This is a genomic window from Nocardia sp. NPDC055165 (genome assembly GCF_053606985.1).
Genome location: NZ_JBSGSS010000007.1, coordinates 1 through 17987, shown reverse-complemented (window position 1 = coordinate 17987; position 17987 = coordinate 1). Strand labels below are relative to the sequence as shown.

The following is a 17987-nucleotide window of genomic DNA, read 5'->3' as shown; positions in this document are numbered from 1 at the left end:
ACCCCGGTCGCGGCATCATCCCGAAGGCCGCCGCGCAGTATGTCACGACCACTGACGCCAATTGTGGCGCTCGGCGAGATCCGCACCTGCCTGCTACCGCATTCAGTGACGCTGGACGGCCAGGCCACCGAGGAACTACTGGCCACAGTCATCGGCGCGACCGTACTGCGCCGTGAACGTCCTGGGCCACTCGCCTTTTCACCGCGTCGCGCGACTGGCGTCGACTGTCACCTCGGTTGGGGTACGACCGCGACTGTACGCGCGGTGGGGACGGTCGAGTCGACCGCGGTTCTGGTGGGCGGCCGGGTGACGCAACTGTCATCGCACACCACCGTGGTCCGGGGTCAGCAGAAAAGGCGCAGGCCGTGGCCGCATTACCTCAGCCGGGTCGGGGTGACAGAGGTCATCGGCGGGCTGCCCGACCACACGGTCACCGACAAGAAATTGGCCGCAGGCTATTTCGTACAGCGGGGCCCGAATATCCTCGACCTCGCATCGATCTGTGCCAGGCATCTCGATGACGTCCGATCCTCACGGCTCCTGGATCAACGGCCACCACTGCGGGCGCCGACCACGCGACTGCGGTGGACCGCCATTGTGGGCGGCCGCGCCGGACCCGCTGTGTCGCTGCGTCTCGAGGACGACCTGAACAGAGCCCTACAGGTCACCGTGCGGGAAGCTACGAATCTGCCTGACGCCCTGCGCTTCTGCCAGGACGTAGCCGTACACGACTGGTTACTGACCGTCATCGATGCGAAAGTGCGGGCGGCCGAAGGATTCGATAACGGACGGCAGGTCGCAGTGCTCGCGCCCGTGTTCGAACATCTCGCGCACCTATGGATGCCGGGCGCCCAGGTTCCCGCCGCGATGCGAGCACCGTGGCGGGATCTGCAGGCAGCGGCCGGCTTCTCCAAACAGTGGGCCGCCCGCGTCGAGCAAGTGAAGCGCCGGATCGATGTGGCAACGTACTACGCCGCGCGGGCCGAAAACCTGCCTCGTCACTGGTGACAACCGGGACCAGCAGCGCATCGAACATTGACATCGACATTGCGCCCAAGCACGCCTCGGCTGCGAAAGGGGCCGTCCCTGCGGCGCCGTGCCGATCCGCCCGTGGACCGTCGTCCACTCCAGATCACTGATTTCCGCGAGCCTCGTTGCGCTACATACTATTTCGCCTGCTGTCTGCGCCGCAGCCGGGTGCGGACTCCATATGTCTTCCGCTGCAAGGGAGTTGCTCTACTCTGGATGGTGGGCGCATCAGGCAACGGGGGTCGCGTTTTGGACAGTTCGAGCGAGAACGGCGCCGCCGAGCCCGATTTCCGCCCCGCCGACGTCGATGATCTGACGGCGATCGCAGCGCTGGAATCCCAGGAGTTCTCCTCGCTGTCCTACCCGTACTTCGTGTTACGGCAATTGTTCGAGGTGCACGGATCACACTGGGTAGTAGCGGAAATCGAGCGCGAGATCTGCGGATACGCGCTCGTCGCGGTCGATCAGGAGGGGTCCGCCTGGGTGATCGGCCTCGCGGTCGCGGGTAGCCGTCAGGGTCTCGGACTGGGTAGAGAGTTGCTGGTGCGCGCGGTCGAGCGCTGCCGTGGTGCGCGGATCGACACGGTCTTCATCACGGTGCGCCCCTCGAACACCCCTGCGGTCAACCTGTACAAGAAGTCTGGATTCGTCTGGGTCGACCACGACGAACACTACTTCGGCCCAGAAGAACCGCGAGACCTCCTCGTGCATCGACTGGACGATTCCGCGGGGTATTGGTGGGATGCCGGACCGCAGGACCGTCGATGGTCCAAGGGTGACGGGCCGCGGGGATAGCTTGTGTTCAGGGAGGATGACCCTACTGACCAGCTGTCACCGTTCGTCGCCTCGAAGATCACTCTCATCGAACGCCACGCCGATGCCTATCTGGAGACCCTGGCAGCGCCGGAGAGCGGCAGCGAGCAGGACAATCTGGATCAGCTCGATCGCCGGGTCGAACGTGTCCTGGCCGAATACGATCCCCCTTCGACTCGGCGTGCGGGCGACAGTCTGGTTTTCGCTCGTGTATACGCACCGATCGACGATATTCTCGAGCACCCGACCCCCTCGGACCACACGCTGCGGGTGCTGGCGATGGCGATGCTGGCCGCGGAAATCGAGGCAAGAGGACCGCTTCGGCTGAGCCGAAGGCAGAACCGCATGCTGGCATTGATCTACGAGGATCTCGGAGCGCGATTACTCGACGTCGACCTGCCCGCCCATGCCTGCGTAGCCTTTCGGCAGGCACGTGATCTTCATGCGATCAATGCCGACCTCGACGATCAGGACCGGTGCGGGCTCGCATTGGCCCGAGCCCGCACTCGAGCGCAACGTCGGGGAATGCGTCGCACGCCGGGCTTCGTAGCAAACATTCTGTGCGGCTATGGGTATCGACCATTCAGGCTGCTGGGCTGGATCGCCTGCGAACTGGCGCTGTTCGCGGGCGCCCTGATGCTGGTGACCGATGTTGCGGCTACCACAGCGGCACATCTGTCCCTGATCGAATTCCTCAACCCACTCGGACTCGGTGACCTCGACGCCATGGACCTCGAACCAACGGCGCGGGTGCTGTTGATCGTCGAGTCCTACCTCGGCAGCGTGACAACCTCGGTCTTCTTCGCTCTGCTCGTGCGACGATGGTTCCGGCTCTAGTCGCTACCACTGACGCACTTGCGCGGAGGTTCGGTGCAGCGCGGCCAAGGTCGCGACGGCGACGCGGTCGCGCAATTGCCCGATCCTGGCATTCCATTGACGGGAGAAGCCGGGATCATTCTCCAGTTGCTCCCACAGACAGCGGAGCAACGGTGGGGTGTGAGCACTGGGCATCCACAGATGGGCGAGATGCTGCAGTGCCGGCGCCAGCACCGATTCCGGTGTGCTGCCTGAGGTTTGGGCGAACTCGGCATCCTCGATGACATCGATGACAGCGGTGAGCAACCAATCGTGCACTGCCAGATCCTGGCAGTATCGACGAACCTCGGGCAGGTCGTCGGCGGAACCGACCGTCACCAACGCGGTGCGGGTTCGATCCTGATGCAAGCCGAAGAGCACCGATGCCTGCGCCCCGGGCACGACGCGGGCGGCCCACCGCAGCCGTGTGGGTTCGACCAACAGCGGTGGCTGCCGGTCGAGCCGAACATCGCTGTGCACCTTCGTCAGCAGTCGAGTGCTGATGGCAGTGATATCCAGGACCGGGTCGGCGGCGCGGGCAGTGCTGAGAAAGCCGACCACCAGACGATCGGCAATCGTGGCCGATGCCCCCGTCAACAGTTCGACGGTGCCCACACGACCTAGATAGTGCGCCCACGTCTGCCGCCGCCCCGACGACGTCGCGGCGGGCGCGACAATGGCGTGCGCCGAGCTCTGCAGCACCCGGCCGCCGATGACCAGCGCGTTCGTGGCGACCGTACCGACACCGCGGGATCGGACATGCGGTACCAACTGACAGTCGATGCCGACCGCGAGACGCGGAGATTCGGCCCAATCCAAGGGACGTTCGCGAGACAGACCCGGTCGACCCAACACCACGTCGAGAAGGTCGACCGCCGCATCGCGGCTCAGCGCGGCGGAGTTCGGCAGCAGGCAGGTGCGCACTTCACCCAACGCCACCAAGGGGCGCCCGTCTATCGGCATGGGAAAAGTGTAGGCAACCGGAGGACATTATACGCCATTGACACCTGAATGTCTTGTGTCAGTTACCCATCAGGACCCGTCGAACAGCACGTGCCCGATCCGTTCGCTCACCCGCCCGGGCAGGGCGAGGCCTTCGCCGCGCGCCCGATCGACAACCGAACTCACCACTCGCTCATCGAGATCGAGGTGATCGAGAATCACCCGAACCGCGTGTTCGATGCCGATATACCGCTGCGGCATCAGCGACAAGGAGCGATACGCGGTGAACGGCTGCGCGTTCGGATTCAGTTGCATCACCGCGGGCAAGTCCCGCCAGTCGCTCGGCCACACGAATCCTTCGACGTCGGGATGCACGGCGACCGGCGTCACCGCTACCTCGTCCTGATACCGAAGCATGCCGAGACGAAGCAGATGCCACACAGAGGCCAGGAACGGACAGGACCAGAGCCGCCCATCCGCCGAATCCGAATCCGCACGCCACATCTCGATATCGGCGAAAATAGACAGACTTCGCTGCCGCCCGAATTCCCGCGGTGGCATGTAAGGGCGGATATCCATCGCAGGACCCGCTTCACTCTCACTGGAACGGCGACCATTGGCCAGCCAGCCGAGATCTTGCGCAGGGGGACGCTGACCGGTGGTGTGCTCGATCGGCTCCTCCACCAACATGTCGGCAACAGCCTTCGCCAGCGGGATCACTTCACCCACCCGCGGTGCCTCATGGCAGCCGGCCTCGCGCGCGAGGTAGTCGATCGGCACACCACATCCGGCGGCCGCGCTTCGCAGCTTGGGGATAATCTCCCGTGGGTCGGTATCGGCGCGAAAGTAGTCATCCAGCAGGAAACATGTGCTCACCCGAAACGGAACCTCCCCTCCCTTGCGTGACCATGCCACGGATTCGAGAGCCACCAAGGCATCGAGCATCGCCCTGACCCGTTCGAATTGGGCTTCGATCCGCTCGACTCCGTTGAGCAGATCCTCCATATAGAAGTGCCCGACTTCGATCGACAGGTGAGACATATCGGTGCCTGGCACCGTGGCCATCTCCCCGGCCTCGACGTAGCCTGTGAATTCCTCGCTCGTGTGCATCAGACCTCCTGCCATTCGTCCCTACTCACCAGCTTTCGCGCCAGTTCCTGGAACGCAGTCACCGTGGCGGCATTCGCGATCCCGGCGCTGACGTCGACGTCGAGAATCAGCTGCTCGCGCCACTGCAGCACGGGTTCGACCGGGGTGGCGCCGATCAGCACCGTCTCACCGATCCGCTCCGTCGACGCCAGCGCACGCAGCGCGGATTCCTGCTTGTTCTGCCACGCTGCCTGCGGTGCGGTAGCAGCTGAGGTCGGGGTGTTCAACTGTGGTACCGCCGTGCGAACGAAGCGCATATTGCGGCGCAATTCCTCCGCGTCGTGACCGGCGGCCGCACCGCCGCGCAGCAACCCGTTCGGACCAAGCATCAAGCCGCCCGCAGCGAGAATGTGCTGGCGTGTCCACCGATGAAAGACCAACCACCGCACCGTTGTCGCCCGCATCTGCGGCGTAGCGGCGGCTCGCAGCGCCAGCTCGAGCGCCACCGATCTGCCTGCGCTCAGATCCACGATCACTACCTTGTTGGCGGCGGCGAGCCCGAGCAACAATTCGACGCACCGGGTGACGATCCCGGGGTAGTCCGCCAACTTGGTCAGCTCACCGCCACCCTCGTCGCCGGGCAGCAACGTCAGCTTCGCCAACCTGGTCCGGTGTTTGCGGAGGTCCTGACGATCGGTCTGCTTGTGCACATCGACGCTGTGCACAACGCTGTTACGCCCGGTCAAAAAGGAATGGGTCCCGGTACCCGGCGCTGTTCCCCGCTCGATGGTGCCGATCTCGAACACCGCGCCCGCAGTCGGCGATCCGAAGTCGAAATCGACATACACGGTGCTCCGTCCACTGGCACACAGGCGATGGGCGATATTGCAACTGGTGACGGACCGCCCTGTTCCGCCTTTGTCTGAAGTCGCGAACACGATCATCGGTCAGCTGCTCCTGGTCGCGTCTTGGGTCGCGAACGCCAACCGGTTCAGCGCTACCAGCGCCGCCGAGGCGAGTGTGAACGCGGTACCGGGCTGCACGTTCACCAGTTTCCTGGCGCGTTCGAGCTTGTCCTCGACGTCATCGAGTTCGATCCGGTTGGGTGATTTGTCCTCGATGCTGACGTTGAGCATTCCCTGGTTGAGCAGATGTTCGGCCTCGTTGAGCAACTCGACAGCGCGAGTCACCATCGCGGGTGAACGCAGTGGCGCTTCCCGATAGGTCCTGTCGGCCGCGACCAGACATTCCACGATGCGCTCAGTCATGTACCAGGAGGGTGCGGTCACCGGTTTCGTTGTGTCCGTACCGAATACGGCACCGGGATCGTCCCACAGCCCTGTCGCCGGACCTTCCTGGATCATCCTCCGGTCGAGGTGGTCCATGATCGCCTTGGCCAATTCCATCAGCTGATCACGTGCGGTGATGTTGCCGGACAACCGAGCCGCCTGGAGACTTCTTTTCAGCAACACCGCGGCGAAATCCGAGACCGCCCACGCCAATCTCGGACCGTTGTCGACCTTTTCACTGCCGCGCAGCACCATCCGAACGCCGGGATCGTGCAGTTCGACAGCGGGATCGCCACTGGTCGCGCGCCGAAGGATCCGTCCACGTCTGGCCAGCTCGTCGAAGATGTCTACAGCCCGGGTGAGATCGTCATCGGATGCTGTGCGGGCGACGAGTTCCTGGATCAGCACCGCCGAGACGATGAGACTGAAGTAGTCCGATTCCTCACCGTCGGAGGTCCGCCACGGAATGTCTTCCAATGGCCAACGGCCGGAACCGAATCGAGCGACCGTTGCCCAATAGCGCTGGGTCAGATCCCAGCGGATCCGCAACGCCTCGGCCAGTCGATACTGGTCGTCGTTGAAGAGGTCGAGTTCACGGGTGCGCTGTGAGAGGACGTCGTTGATGCCGTCCAACGCGATCACGGTGAAATACAGGTACGGGCGGGCCTCGGCGACACCATCACCTGTGCCGTTCGCCGCGTCGATGAATTCGACGTCGTCGGCGCCGGCCACGATTCCCCAGCTCCAGCCGCATTCGAACAACATTCCCTCGTCGTCCAGCGCGGCGCCCGGGGCTTTGCCGAGCTTGACATCGGTGCGCAGCCTGGTCCGAACCCGCTCCAGGCTCGTCGCGAACTCCTCGACTACGGCCCGATCCGGCAGGTCCTGCTGGTTGAGCATTCTGAGCATGGCCTTGCCCTCGTCTGAGGTCGGTGCCACGGCATTGACGACGAAGCTGCGCACCAGTCCGGTCATCGCCGCCGTCAAGCGAGCGCTCAATTTCTCGGTAGTCGCCGTGACGCGGTCGATCTCGCCACGCCGCTCCGCGCGGATCCAATTCTCGAAGACCCGAAGAAAGCCCAGGCCCGCGATGCACAGCGTCACCGACATGGAGTATCCGTCCACCACTTCGATCTTCTGCTGATCGTCGGTGGGCGGTCGATCGGGTTCGGTGGACTGCAGATAACTCCCTGCGTCGAAGAGCGGTTCACCGGTCGTCACGTCGGTGTTGCGAATCAGGTAGTCCTCCATCACCTCGAGGACTTTCAGCCCGATCACCTTCGGTCCACCCAGCGGCGAGAGCACCCCCTTGACATCGTCGGACATGTCGTCGGGGCGATCGAGCGTGAATCCGACGATCTCAGTGGCCGGATACAGCAGGCAGAGCAACTGTTCGGAGTCGCTGATCGAATTGGCGCCACGAATACCGCCCCACTGCCAGGCACCGTCGTCGTAGCACGACCCGACAAGCGCACGCCAGATCTCCAGAATCTGTTTCCTGGGCTGAATCCTCATCTGCCGCCGACCTCATTCAGTCATCGAAGCCCCCTGGCCCATGGGAGATCCCCACAGGTAGCGGCTTGAATTTACCTCGACCGGAAGCGAGAAGCTACCGAATCCGATTGTCCGGCACTACATCTCAACCGGATGGTCGGTGGGATAAATCCGACATCACAATGCGAGTCGCACCATATCCGCTGTTCTCGCCAACCCAGGGAACGCTTCGGGGGTCGAACGCGGGTGCAGGGCGTGGACGGCCAGGCGGAACATCAACGCCCGTAACAGCATCTGGGGCCATTCGGGCAAGGTGGCCCAGCGGTCGAGTAGACCGTCATCGCCCCCACCCCACGCCAGCGCGTCGACCACGACGACCCCCGCGGCCCAGGTGGCGGGGCGCCAGTAGGGGGTGATGTCGGTGAGGCCGGGGGTGTGGGCGCCGGTGAACAGAACCGTGCCGAAGAGGTCGCCGTGGACGAGTTGGTCGGGGCTGCGGACGGGTTTGCGCAGCGTGGCGAGCTGGCCGATCAGTTCGAGGGAACGCTGGCCGTCGGGGGTGGCGGCGATGGGGACGCCGCCCGCGCGCAGGGTGCGCAGCGGTACCGATTCCCAGGCGGCGCGGTCGGCGGCGACGAACACGTCCACGTCGACCCACGGGGCGACGGGCGGCTGAACCAGGAAGCGGGGGCGTTCCAATTCCGCTGTCGCCTTGTGCAACCGCAGGGAGACCGAGACGACCTCGTCGTGGCGGGGCTCGGGGGCGCCGTCCACGAAGGTGTCGGCACGCCAACCGGAGACTACATAGCGTCCGTCGGTGGCGCGGACGGGGCGGGCCACCCGCAGCCCGTCGACCGCCAGGTGTTCGCGTACTTTCGCCGACCACGCGGCCCTGGCGTGATCGGCGACGGGGCTGAGCACCACGTCGCCCATGCGCCAGCCACCGTCCCAGTCTCCGAGGGAAACCGGCGTCACTTTGCGAAGCCCGAATGTGGCTCGCACATGCTCGGGAGGTTCGACTGAGGTCACGGCCGTACCGTAACCCCGCGATCACCGCAGGCGACCCAAGGCACGCTGTGATAGTCCACTTTGCGACCTCACCGCAATATGCGATGAGGTCGCAAACCGGCAGCTATCGGGTCAGTAGACCGGAAGCGACGGATCCACCTGCTTGGCCCAGGCCACCACGCCGCCCTGCAGATGCGTCGCGTCGGCGAAACCGGCGCGCTTCAACGCGGCCAGCGCCTCCGCCGACCGGATGCCGGTCTTGCAGTGCAGCACGATCGGCTTGTTCTGCGGCAGTTCGGACAGGGCCTCGCCGGACAGGATGCGGTCCTTGGGGATCAGGGTCGCGCCCGCGATGTGGACGATGTCCCACTCCACCGGCTCGCGCACGTCGATCAGCTCGACCTTGTCGGCGTCGAGGAGATCCTTGAGCTCGGCGGCGGTGATGGTCGACCCGGCTGCGGCCGCGGTGCCTTCCTCCGACACCACACCGCAGAACGCGTCGTAGTCGATCAGTTCGGTGATCGGCTCACGCTGCGGATCGCGGCGCAGCTTGATGGTGCGGTAGTTCATGTCCAGTGCGTCGTAGACCATCAGGCGGCCGAGCAGCGTCTCACCGATGCCGGTGATCAGCTTGATCGCCTCGGTCACCATCACCGATCCGATCGACGCGCACAGCACGCCCAGCACGCCACCCTCGGCGCAGGAGGGGACCATTCCCGGCGGCGGGGCCTCCGGGTACAGGTCGCGGTAGTTGATGCCGCGCCCGTCGGGGGCGTCTTCCCAGAACACCGAGACCTGGCCCTCGAATCGGTAGATCGAGCCCCACACGTAGGGCTTGCCCGCGAGGACGGCGGCGTCGTTGACGAGGTAGCGGGTGGCGAAGTTGTCGGTGCCGTCGACGATCAGGTCGTACTCGGCGAACAGCTCCACGGCGTTCTCGGGCTCCAGGCGGATCTTGTGCAGCCGCACGTCGATCCCGGAGTTGATCTCCAGGATGGAATCGCGGGCGCTGTCGGCCTTGGGACGGCCGATATCGGATTCGCCGTGGATGATCTGGCGCTGCAGGTTGGAGGCGTCGACCTCGTCGAACTCGACGATGCCGAGCGTGCCGACACCGGCCGCGGCCAGATAGAGCAGGGCAGGCGAGCCGAGGCCGCCCGCGCCGATCACGAGGACCTTGGCGTTCTTCAACCGCTTCTGACCGTCGACACCGAGATCGGGGATGATCAGGTGCCTGCTGTAGCGAGCGATTTCGTCCTTGGTCAGTTCCGCGGCCGGTTCAACCAGCGGCGGCAACGTCCCTGTGAGAGACACGTGAGAACTCCTGTATCTGAAGGCGGCTGGGCCTGGTGGCCGTTCTGCTGTCTACAACAAGACCCGCCGCGCTGTTCTTCCCGTCCATGGTCCCGCATGGGCGAGGCCACTAGCCGCGCGGGTAGGGCCAGGGGTTGAAGCGGCAGGTCTTGCCGTCGGCGGGGACCACGCCGTGGGGGTCGAGCAGGGCGATGTCGTTGTTCTTGGTGCCGAAGGTCTGCTGCATCATGATCGGCGCGAGGCCGCCGTCGGTCTCGCACGGCTGATGGCCGTGATAGCCGATGGCGTGGCCGACCTCGTGGTTGATCTGGTACTGCCGGTAGGAACCGATGTCGCCGTCGAAGGCCAGCGCGCCGCGGACCCAGCGGACCTCCGAGAGCACGACCCGGTCGAGGTCGGCGTTGTAGCACGACGAGTCGATCGGGATCTCGAAGCCGCACGCGGCACGGGTGCTTTCGCGAGAGGTGAGCGAGAGCCGGAAGTCGGCCGGGCCCGCGTCGATGCGCTGGAAGCCGAACTTGGGGTCGTTGGTCCAGCTCTTCGGGTTGGCCAGGGTGGTCTCCACCATCTTCGCCACGGCGGCGTCGCCACCGAACGGTGCGGTGTCGATGCCGTCCTCGACTTCGACGGTGTAGCGGAACACGCGCTCGGTGCCGGCGCCGACCTGGGCGCTGGTGCCCGGCACCACATGCCAGGTGCCCGCCGCGCGCTCGACGTAGTCGCCGCCCTCCGGCAGCGCGCCCAGCGGCAGATCGGCGGGGAACTTGCCGTCGCCGGGGGGTGCGCCGATGATGCCGGACTGCGCCACCTTGGGACTCAGCGCGCCGAAGCCGGGATCGCTCGGCGGCGGGATCGGTCCGGTGCGCACCGCGTCGACGACGACCAGCACGGTGATGGCGAGCAGCACCGGCAGTGCGTAGGCACGCCACCCGTAGGCGGACACGAATCGACCGAGCGCGCTCTGCTTCTTCGCCTCCCGCTGCGGGCTGCGCGGGCGGCCGTTGTCGTGGTCGGTGGGATCCCAGCGGGCACGCAGCGGCTGGCGGGATCGGTCAGCGGGCTGATAGAGCCCGAGCGGGTCGTAGACCTGCAACTCCCGCCCCTCCGGCGCCGACGTGACAGCACCGGACTCGGAGGGTTGCGTGGAGCGAGCGACATCGCGCCCGCCGTCGGCATGGTCATCCGTCCGGTCGGTCACCCCATCAGATTCTCACAGTGCGCAAATCCGCCGTACGGGCGGCCGGAGGAGATCGCGCGGTTACGGCCCGGCGAACTCCGTGGACTGGTACTACATTTCCAGGGCGAGACGCAGGGCGAACACCGTGCGAGTATCGTTCGTGGGATACCCGACCGCACACCCGGCGGCCCGGGGAATCGACTATAGAGAGCCGAGATGACTGACCTCGTGGACCGCATGCCCTCGCGCCGATCGGTGCCGGAGACGGTCCCGGCCAAACGCGGCACCCGCCTGCCTCGCGACGAGCGCCGCCAGCAGCTGCTGCTCGCCGCCAGCGAGGTCTTCGTCCAGCGCGGCTACCACGCGGCGGGCATGGACGAGATCTCCCAGGTAGCCGGCGTCAGCAAGCCGGTGCTGTACCAGCACTTCGCCAGCAAGCTGGAGCTGTACCTGGCGGTGCTGCAGAACTACGTCGACATCCTGGTGTCGAGCGTGCGCCAGGCGCTGCGCTCCACCACCGACAACAAGCAGCGTGTGCGGGCTGCGGTCGCCGCGTACTTCGATTTCGTCGACAACGAGATGCAGGGCTTCCGCCTCGTCTTCGAATCCGACCTCACCAGCGAACCGCAGGTGCAGCGCCGGGTCGAGCAGGCCACCGAGGCCTGTGTCGACGCGGTGTTCGATCTGGTCGCCCACGACTCGGGTCTCGACCCGTACCGCGCGCGCATCCTTGCCGTCGGCCTCGTCGGCGCCAGCCAGTTCTCGGCGCGCTACTGGCTCGAAGCCGACCGCCCGGTCCCCAAGGACGAAGCCGTCGACACCACGGTGTCGCTGGCCTGGGGTGGCCTCAAGCACGTGCCGCTGACCGCCGCCCAGCGTGCCTACTCCCAGGACCTCTGAGTCCGCAACGACGAAAAATGCCCCGCCATCGGAAATGGCGGGGCATTTTTGTGTTCGCAGCTCAGATCGTGGCGAAGCCGACTCGGCCGACGGCCGGGGAACCGATTTCCACGTAGGCGACCTTCGCGGCCTGGATCAGGAACTTGCGGCCCTTCTCGTCGGTGAGTGACACGACACCGGCGGAGCCGCTCAGCGCATCGGACACCAGCGCCTCGATCTCATCAGGGCTCTGCGCACTGTTGATCACGAGCTCGCGCGGGCTATCCGAAATACCGATCTTGACCTCCACGGCCAACCTCCGAACGTAAGAGTCCTGTGTTGTCAGGTCCCAGGCTAGTGCAGCCCGAACACCACCGCTCCCACACCTGGTGCGCTGTCAGCGAACGGGATCAGGCGGGCTCGATCAGTTCGATCTCGAGTTCGATCTTCACGGCGTCCGACAGCATGCCCGGCATAGCGACGCCGACGCCGAAGTCGGTGCGCTTGATGGCGCCGGTGGCGGAGAAACCCGCGTGCCGGGTGCCGTCGGGGAAGTCGGCGATGCCGCCCCATTCGACGTCGAGGGTCAGCGGCTGGGTGATCGCGCCCAGGGTGGCCTCGCCGGTGACGGTGAAGGTTTCGGCGACCCGGACCGGCTGGGTGGCACGGAAGCTCAGGGTCGGGCGGTTGGCGACGTCGAGGAAGTCGGCCTGGCGGATGTGAGCGTCGCGGTCGGCGTTGCTGGTGTCGAAGGAATCGAGTTCGATGGTGGCGCCGAGGGTGGCCGCGCCCGTTTCGTCCACGACGAACTCGGTCTGGAAGCGGGTGAAGCCGCCGCGCACCTTGGCGATCCCGAGGTGGCGAATGGTGAACGCGACCGAGGAGTGGGCGGTGTCGAGGGCCCAGGACCCGGTCTTCAGCTGCTGGGTCTGTGTCGAGGAAGTCATGCCTCCACCCTGACCGGACTGCGGTCCGTTAACCAGACCGCGGTTATCCTGGTCCTGGCAGGGCGTGGCTGACAACGCCATGACCGGGCACCATCGAGACATGGTAGGCGCAGATATGGCAGATCATCCGGGTGCTCGTTCGGCATTCGCGGAACTTCTCGTCGCTCGTCGAGCCGAGCTGAATCCGGCCGACGTGGGCCTGCCCGGCGGCGGCAGGCGTCGCACCCCTGGTCTTCGCCGTGAAGAGGTCGCGGTACTGGCCGGTGTCAGTGCCGACTATCTGGCCCGGCTCGAACAGGGCCGCGACACCAATCCGTCGATGGCGGTCGTCGACGCACTCGCCACCGCCCTGCGGTTCAACGACACCGAGCGTGGCCATTTCGCCTGGCTGGCCCTGACCACCAGCAGCGACGCCCGGTGCCCGAGTACCGCTTTCGATCCCGCCCTCGATCAGGTGCCGCCCGCCCTGCGCGGCGTGCTCGACTCGCTCGACCCCACCCCGGCGTTCGCTCTCGGCCCCCGTGCCACCGTGCTCGCCTGGAACAACGCGTGGTCGGACCTGGCCGCCCCGCTGGGCCTGCTCGACAATCCCGACCTGGTCAACCTGGCCCTGTGGACATTCCGCCATCCGCTCGCCCGCACCACGGTCACCGACTGGGCCCAGTTCGCCGACCAACTCGCCGACCAGCTCGCCAGAACGCGCCTGCGTCGCCCCGATGACGAACGCGTCGCCGAACTCATCGCCGACCTGTGCGAGGAACCCGAGTTCGCCCGCCGCTGGCAACCCCACCGTCTCGCGGAGGATCTGCCCACCCTGCTCGGCTTCGAACATCCCACCCGAGGCACCATCACCTACACGGTGCAGACGCTGGCGGCCGACAACGATCAACAGGTCGTGATCTGGCTACCCCGCGAAACCGTCTCCCGCACACCGGAATTGCGCCTCGTCCAGCACCACGCGATCGGCGGCTGATCACCCCCGATCAGCCGGGTACCCGCGGGCCGAACAGCTACAGGCCGAGTTCCGCCATGCGGGCCGCGTGCCGCTGCTGCATGCGGTCGAACAGGGTCGCGATGCCGTTGAGATCGCCGGTGGCGGCGAGGACCAGTTCGGCCAGCTCGTCGCGCTGGGCCATCACGAACTGCGCCTGCGTGATCGCCTCGCCGAGCAGCCTGCGCCCCCACAGCGTGAGGCGGTCGCGCTCGGAGCGGCTGGCCGCCACCGCGCTGCGGACCTCGTCGACCACGAACTGTGAGTGACCGGTCTCGGCGAGGACATCGCGCACCACATCGGAGACCTCGGTGGGCAGTGCGCCCGCGATCTCGGTGTAGAAGTCGGCGGCCAGGCCGTCGGCGACGTAGAACTTCACCATCGACTCGAGCCAGGTCGACGGGTCTGTGGAGGCGTGGTACGAGTCCAGCGCGCCCTGGTACTGCGCCATCGCGGCCTCGGCGTCGGCGCCGCGCTCGGTGAGCGCCGCTTCCAGGGTCTCGAAGTGCGCGAGCTCGGCGGCGGCCATCTTGGCGACGCCGATCCGGCCGCGCAGCGACGGCGCCTGCTTCGCCTCTTCGGCGAGCCGGTAGAACGCGGACAGCTCGCCGTAGGCGAGGACCGCGAACAGCTCCGTCACCCCCGCGTGGTCCGCGGCGAGCGGCTCGGTCGAGAAGAATTCCGGCGCGGCAGAGGTCTGGGCTCCCATGGCTGTCAACAATAGTCCCGATCGGTGCTCAGTCGCGTTCGGCCAGGAATTTGTCGAGGTGTGTCCAGGTCGTCTCGCGGGCCTCCGGTCCCGTGAGAATGCCGAGGTGACTGCCCGGAACGACCTCGTAGGTGACCGATGACGAGCCCGACAGCGTGCGCAAACCGGCCTCGACAGCGGCCTTGGGGGTGATCACGTCGGACTTTCCGCCGATCAGCAGCACGGGCACGCGCACGTCGGCGAGTTCGATGGTCCGGTCGCGCAGTTCGAGCCTGCCGTTGCCGATGTCGTTGGCCAGCATCATCCGGCCCCACAGCTGGTTGTAGAAGCGGCCGGGGTAGCCGGGCATGGCAGCCTGGAAACGGTCGATGGATTCCATCTTGGCCAGGGTTCCGGTGTTCGCGATATTGCTGGCGATGAACCTAGGACGCGCCAGTTCACGGTCGTAGGCGGCGAGCCGGTAGGCCAGTTTGGTCAGCGGTGCCGGAATGCCGCCCGCGGCACGGACAACCGTGGTGGAGCCCCAGCCGCCGGTGAGGCCGGCGACCGCGCGCAGCTGCGGAATTCCGAGCATCTTGTCGTAGTCGAGCGGCGGGCCGACACCGGTGACCGAGCGGATCGGCAGTTCCGGGTTCGCGGCTGCGGTGAGCAGCGAGAACATGCCGCCGACGGACCAGCCGATCAGGTCGACCGGGGCGCCGCCGCGATCGGCGCTCACGCGCAGGATCGCCTCGGGCAGGATGTCGAGGACCCAGTCCTCGAAGCCCATCCGGCGATCGGCGAAAGAGATGTCGCCGTAGTCGATCAGGTAGGGCGCACGGCCGGTCTCCACCAGGTACCGGGCCAGGCTCTGGTCGCGACGCAGGTCGAAGCAGGTGGCGGGCGCGGCCAGCGGCGGCACCAGCAACACCGCGGAATCGCTTGCCGCAGACTGGAATTCGGTATCGTAGCGACGCAGCAGACGATGCGGCTCGTCCCACAGCACGGTCGAGGGCGCCGGGTCGACGGGCTCGATGCCTGCGCCGAAGCTCAGCGCCCACGCGTTGCGCGCGGCAGTGGTGACGGTGTCGGTGATACTCACGACTAGAAATGTCTCACACACAGTACCGCCGGTACCAGTGAGCTCGATTACACCGGTGGACACGCGCGAAATCCGGCACCGATGAATTGCGCTGCGACACACCACCGGTGCTGAGGTAATCCCGTGGCGAGCCCGTTTTCGCGCGGCATTCAACCACGTCGAAATTCGGATTCCGCAGAATATCACGCTACAATCTCCGTGGACAACGCTAGTTTCGACGCCCGGACATACTCCGCGGCGTGGCACTCCACCGGCGCACAGCGCGGGCGGACAGCTGCGTTGCCCAGACAGCAATGTCGAAGAAAATGTGCGCGCAACGAATCCGCATCACCGCAGCGCCGCGCCGATGACACCGTCTCGACGACCACGCATAACGCCTGGTCGGCGATGGTTATCCGGCGCCGGCCCGGTGAATATCACAGGCGGGTATGTGGTCGTCGCGGGCCGACCGGCCCGCCCCACCTCGTGCGTGCGAGATGCAATGACGAGGAAGGCACGAACACTGAGCAAGATCACTGTCGAACAGGAACCCGGTTTGGCCGACACACTCCTGACGGCCGAACTGGACAACACCCACATCCCGCCGAGTTTCGCCGAATTGGGCGTGCGCGAAGAAATCGTGCGCGCACTCGGTGAGATCGGGATCGAACGCACCTTCGCGATTCAGGAACTGACCCTGCCGCTGGCACTGGCAGGCGAGGATCTCATCGGCCAGGCCCGCACCGGCATGGGCAAGACCTTCGGTTTCGGCGTGCCGCTGCTGCACCGCATCGCCACCGCCGACACCGGCACCACCCCGCTCGACGGCACCCCGCGCGCGCTGGTGATCGTGCCGACGCGCGAGCTGTGCATCCAGGTCACCAAGGACCTGGAGAACGCGAGCAAGTACCTGACCAACCACCAGGGTTCGCTGAAGGTCGCCGCCATCTACGGTGGCCGCCCGTACGACACCCAGATCGCCGCACTGCGCGACGGCGTCGACGTGGTCGTCGGCACCCCCGGTCGCCTGCTGGATCTGGCGAACCAGAACCACCTGATCCTGGGCAAGATCGGCGTGCTCGTCCTCGACGAGGCCGACGAGATGCTCGACCTGGGCTTCCTGCCCGATATCGAGCGCATCCTGTCGATGGTGCCGGACAAGCGTCAGACGATGCTGTTCTCGGCCACCATGCCCGGCCCGATCATCACCCTCGCCCGCACCTTCCTGACCAGGCCGACCCACATCCGCGCCGAGCTCGCCAACGACTCCGCCGTGCACGATCGCACCGCGCAGTTCGTCTACCGGGCCCACGCGATGGACAAGGCCGAACTGGTCGCGCGCGTGCTGCAGGCGGAGTCCCGCGGCGCGACGATGATCTTCACCCGCACCAAGCGCACCGCGCAGAAGGTGGCCGACGATCTCGCCGAGCGTGGTTTCAATGTCGGCGCCGTGCACGGCGACCTCGGTCAGATCGCCCGCGAGAAGGCGCTGACCAAGTTCCGCAAGGGCGCCATCGACGTGCTCGTCGCCACCGATGTCGCCGCGCGCGGTATCGACATCGACGACGTCACCCACGTCATCAACTACCAGTGCCCCGAGGACGAGAAGACCTACGTGCACCGGATCGGCCGCACCGGCCGCGCCGGCCGCACCGGTGTCGCGATCACCCTCATCGACTGGGACGAACTGCACCGCTGGGAGTCGATCAACAAGGCGCTCGGCCTGAACATGGCCGACCCCGCCGAGACCTACTCGCGCTCCCCCCACCTCTACAGCGACCTCGGCATCCCCGAGGGCATCACCGGTGTGATCCGCAAGCCCGCGGCCCCCACCCGTGACGACGACGCCGTAGTCGAGGAGCGCACCGAGCGCCCCAAGTCCTCCCGCAGCCGCCGCCGCACCCGCGGTGGCAAAGCCGACACCGAGGGCACCGAGTCGACCACGACCACCGAGCCGGCCGACAACGCCGACGAAGCGGCCGACGGCGACAAGCCCGCCCGCCGCTGGCGCCGCCGCCGCAAGCCCGCCGAGGCAGGCGAAGCAGCGACCACCGAGTCGAGCGAGCCCGCCACCGACGCCCCCGAATCGGCCCCGGCCGACAACGACGGCGACGACACGGCCAAGCCGGCCCGCCGCAGGCGCCGCCGCAAGCCCGCGGAACCCACCGCGTCCGACACAGCCGCCACCGTAGACGCCTGACCCGACCCCGGGGAGGGCGCTTCACCCCGCCCTCCCACGGCCACAGCCATGGCACCCCGAATCCGCCATGACAGCACTCCCGGCCCCGCCCCCGCGACCCCTAGGGAGCGGCGGCCACGCAGTGGCCGGTCCGCGGCCGGGCCGCCGGTCAGGCGCCGGGGCGTAGGCGACGAAGGAGCAAGCCCCGGTGC

General features: G+C 66.6%; 17 protein-coding genes. 6 read left to right on the top strand and 11 right to left on the bottom strand.

From position 1 onward, the window contains the following. Nucleotides 1–39 precede the first annotated feature (39 nt). The 3 genes from ACWFRF_RS16055 to ACWFRF_RS16045 all read left to right on the top strand — a co-directional run bounded on the left by ACWFRF_RS16055 (nucleotide 40) and on the right by ACWFRF_RS16045 (nucleotide 2679). A complete protein-coding gene (locus ACWFRF_RS16055; protein WP_379313346.1) occupies nucleotides 40–1008 on the top strand; it encodes an SCO2521 family protein in 969 nt (322 codons plus the stop codon). 270 nt (nucleotides 1009–1278) lie between these two features. Then, the gene (locus ACWFRF_RS16050; RefSeq protein WP_379313347.1) at nucleotides 1279–1824 is read left to right on the top strand and encodes a GNAT family N-acetyltransferase; all 546 of its coding nucleotides are present in this window, start codon (nucleotides 1279–1281) and stop codon (nucleotides 1822–1824) included. Nucleotides 1825–1827: 3 nt separating this feature from the next. Continuing rightward, entirely contained in the window at nucleotides 1828–2679 is an 852-nt protein-coding gene (locus ACWFRF_RS16045) for a hypothetical protein (protein ID WP_379313348.1), read from the top strand. A 3-nt stretch (nucleotides 2680–2682) separates the two neighbouring features. Here the strand turns inward: ACWFRF_RS16045 and ACWFRF_RS16040 are convergent, their stop codons facing one another. The 7 genes from ACWFRF_RS16040 to ACWFRF_RS16010 all read right to left on the bottom strand — a co-directional run bounded on the left by ACWFRF_RS16040 (nucleotide 2683) and on the right by ACWFRF_RS16010 (nucleotide 11031). Beyond that, nucleotides 2683–3660, bottom strand: a complete 978-nt coding sequence (locus ACWFRF_RS16040; protein WP_379313349.1) for an SCO2521 family protein — start codon at nucleotides 3658–3660, stop codon at nucleotides 2683–2685. A 69-nt stretch (nucleotides 3661–3729) separates the two neighbouring features. After that, nucleotides 3730–4749, bottom strand: coding sequence for an SCO2522 family protein (locus ACWFRF_RS16035; protein WP_379313350.1), 1020 nt, complete (start codon nucleotides 4747–4749; stop codon nucleotides 3730–3732). Continuing rightward, on the bottom strand, nucleotides 4749–5672 hold the full coding sequence (locus ACWFRF_RS16030; RefSeq protein WP_379313351.1) for an SCO2523 family variant P-loop protein: 924 nt from the start codon (nucleotides 5670–5672) through the stop codon (nucleotides 4749–4751). Before ACWFRF_RS16030 ends, ACWFRF_RS16035 begins: the two co-directional genes overlap by 1 nt. A gap of 3 nt (nucleotides 5673–5675) precedes the next feature. Further along, entirely contained in the window at nucleotides 5676–7532 is a 1857-nt protein-coding gene (locus tag ACWFRF_RS16025; RefSeq protein WP_379313352.1) for an SCO2524 family protein, read from the bottom strand. 156 nt (nucleotides 7533–7688) lie between these two features. After that, nucleotides 7689–8540, bottom strand: a complete 852-nt coding sequence (locus ACWFRF_RS16020) for a TIGR02569 family protein (protein WP_452450632.1) — start codon at nucleotides 8538–8540, stop codon at nucleotides 7689–7691. Between the two features lie 111 nt (nucleotides 8541–8651). Next, nucleotides 8652–9833, bottom strand: coding sequence for an adenylyltransferase/sulfurtransferase MoeZ (gene moeZ / locus ACWFRF_RS16015; protein WP_449963996.1), 1182 nt, complete (start codon nucleotides 9831–9833; stop codon nucleotides 8652–8654). A gap of 109 nt (nucleotides 9834–9942) precedes the next feature. Continuing rightward, a complete protein-coding gene (locus ACWFRF_RS16010; RefSeq protein ID WP_378652002.1) occupies nucleotides 9943–11031 on the bottom strand; it encodes a DUF3152 domain-containing protein in 1089 nt (362 codons plus the stop codon). Nucleotides 11032–11226: 195 nt separating this feature from the next. Here ACWFRF_RS16010 and ACWFRF_RS16005 point away from each other — a divergent pair, with 195 nt between their 5' ends. Further along, nucleotides 11227–11910 carry a TetR/AcrR family transcriptional regulator gene (locus ACWFRF_RS16005; protein ID WP_056812916.1) on the top strand — a complete coding sequence of 228 codons (684 nt, stop codon included), beginning with the start codon at nucleotides 11227–11229 and terminating at the stop codon, nucleotides 11908–11910. A 61-nt stretch (nucleotides 11911–11971) separates the two neighbouring features. Here the strand turns inward: ACWFRF_RS16005 and ACWFRF_RS16000 are convergent, their stop codons facing one another. Both ACWFRF_RS16000 and ACWFRF_RS15995 read right to left on the bottom strand, forming a co-directional pair. Beyond that, complete coding sequence (locus ACWFRF_RS16000; RefSeq protein WP_067450585.1) at nucleotides 11972–12199, bottom strand: DUF3107 domain-containing protein; 228 nt, start codon at nucleotides 12197–12199, stop codon at nucleotides 11972–11974. Nucleotides 12200–12299: 100 nt separating this feature from the next. Continuing rightward, a complete protein-coding gene (locus tag ACWFRF_RS15995) occupies nucleotides 12300–12836 on the bottom strand; it encodes a YceI family protein (protein ID WP_452450630.1) in 537 nt (178 codons plus the stop codon). 115 nt (nucleotides 12837–12951) lie between these two features. Between ACWFRF_RS15995 and ACWFRF_RS15990 the strand changes: the two genes are divergently transcribed. Next, a complete protein-coding gene (locus tag ACWFRF_RS15990) occupies nucleotides 12952–13809 on the top strand; it encodes a helix-turn-helix transcriptional regulator (RefSeq protein WP_452450628.1) in 858 nt (285 codons plus the stop codon). A 37-nt stretch (nucleotides 13810–13846) separates the two neighbouring features. Here ACWFRF_RS15990 and ACWFRF_RS15985 read toward each other — a convergent pair whose 3' ends face one another. Continuing rightward, the gene (locus ACWFRF_RS15985) at nucleotides 13847–14536 is read right to left on the bottom strand and encodes a ferritin-like fold-containing protein (RefSeq protein WP_378632701.1); all 690 of its coding nucleotides are present in this window, start codon (nucleotides 14534–14536) and stop codon (nucleotides 13847–13849) included. A gap of 28 nt (nucleotides 14537–14564) precedes the next feature. Further along, nucleotides 14565–15617, bottom strand: coding sequence for an alpha/beta fold hydrolase (locus ACWFRF_RS15980; RefSeq protein WP_452450626.1), 1053 nt, complete (start codon nucleotides 15615–15617; stop codon nucleotides 14565–14567). Nucleotides 15618–16098: 481 nt separating this feature from the next. Here ACWFRF_RS15980 and ACWFRF_RS15975 point away from each other — a divergent pair, with 481 nt between their 5' ends. Further along, nucleotides 16099–17796, top strand: a complete 1698-nt coding sequence (locus tag ACWFRF_RS15975) for a DEAD/DEAH box helicase (protein ID WP_452450624.1) — start codon at nucleotides 16099–16101, stop codon at nucleotides 17794–17796. Nucleotides 17797–17987 lie beyond the last annotated feature (191 nt).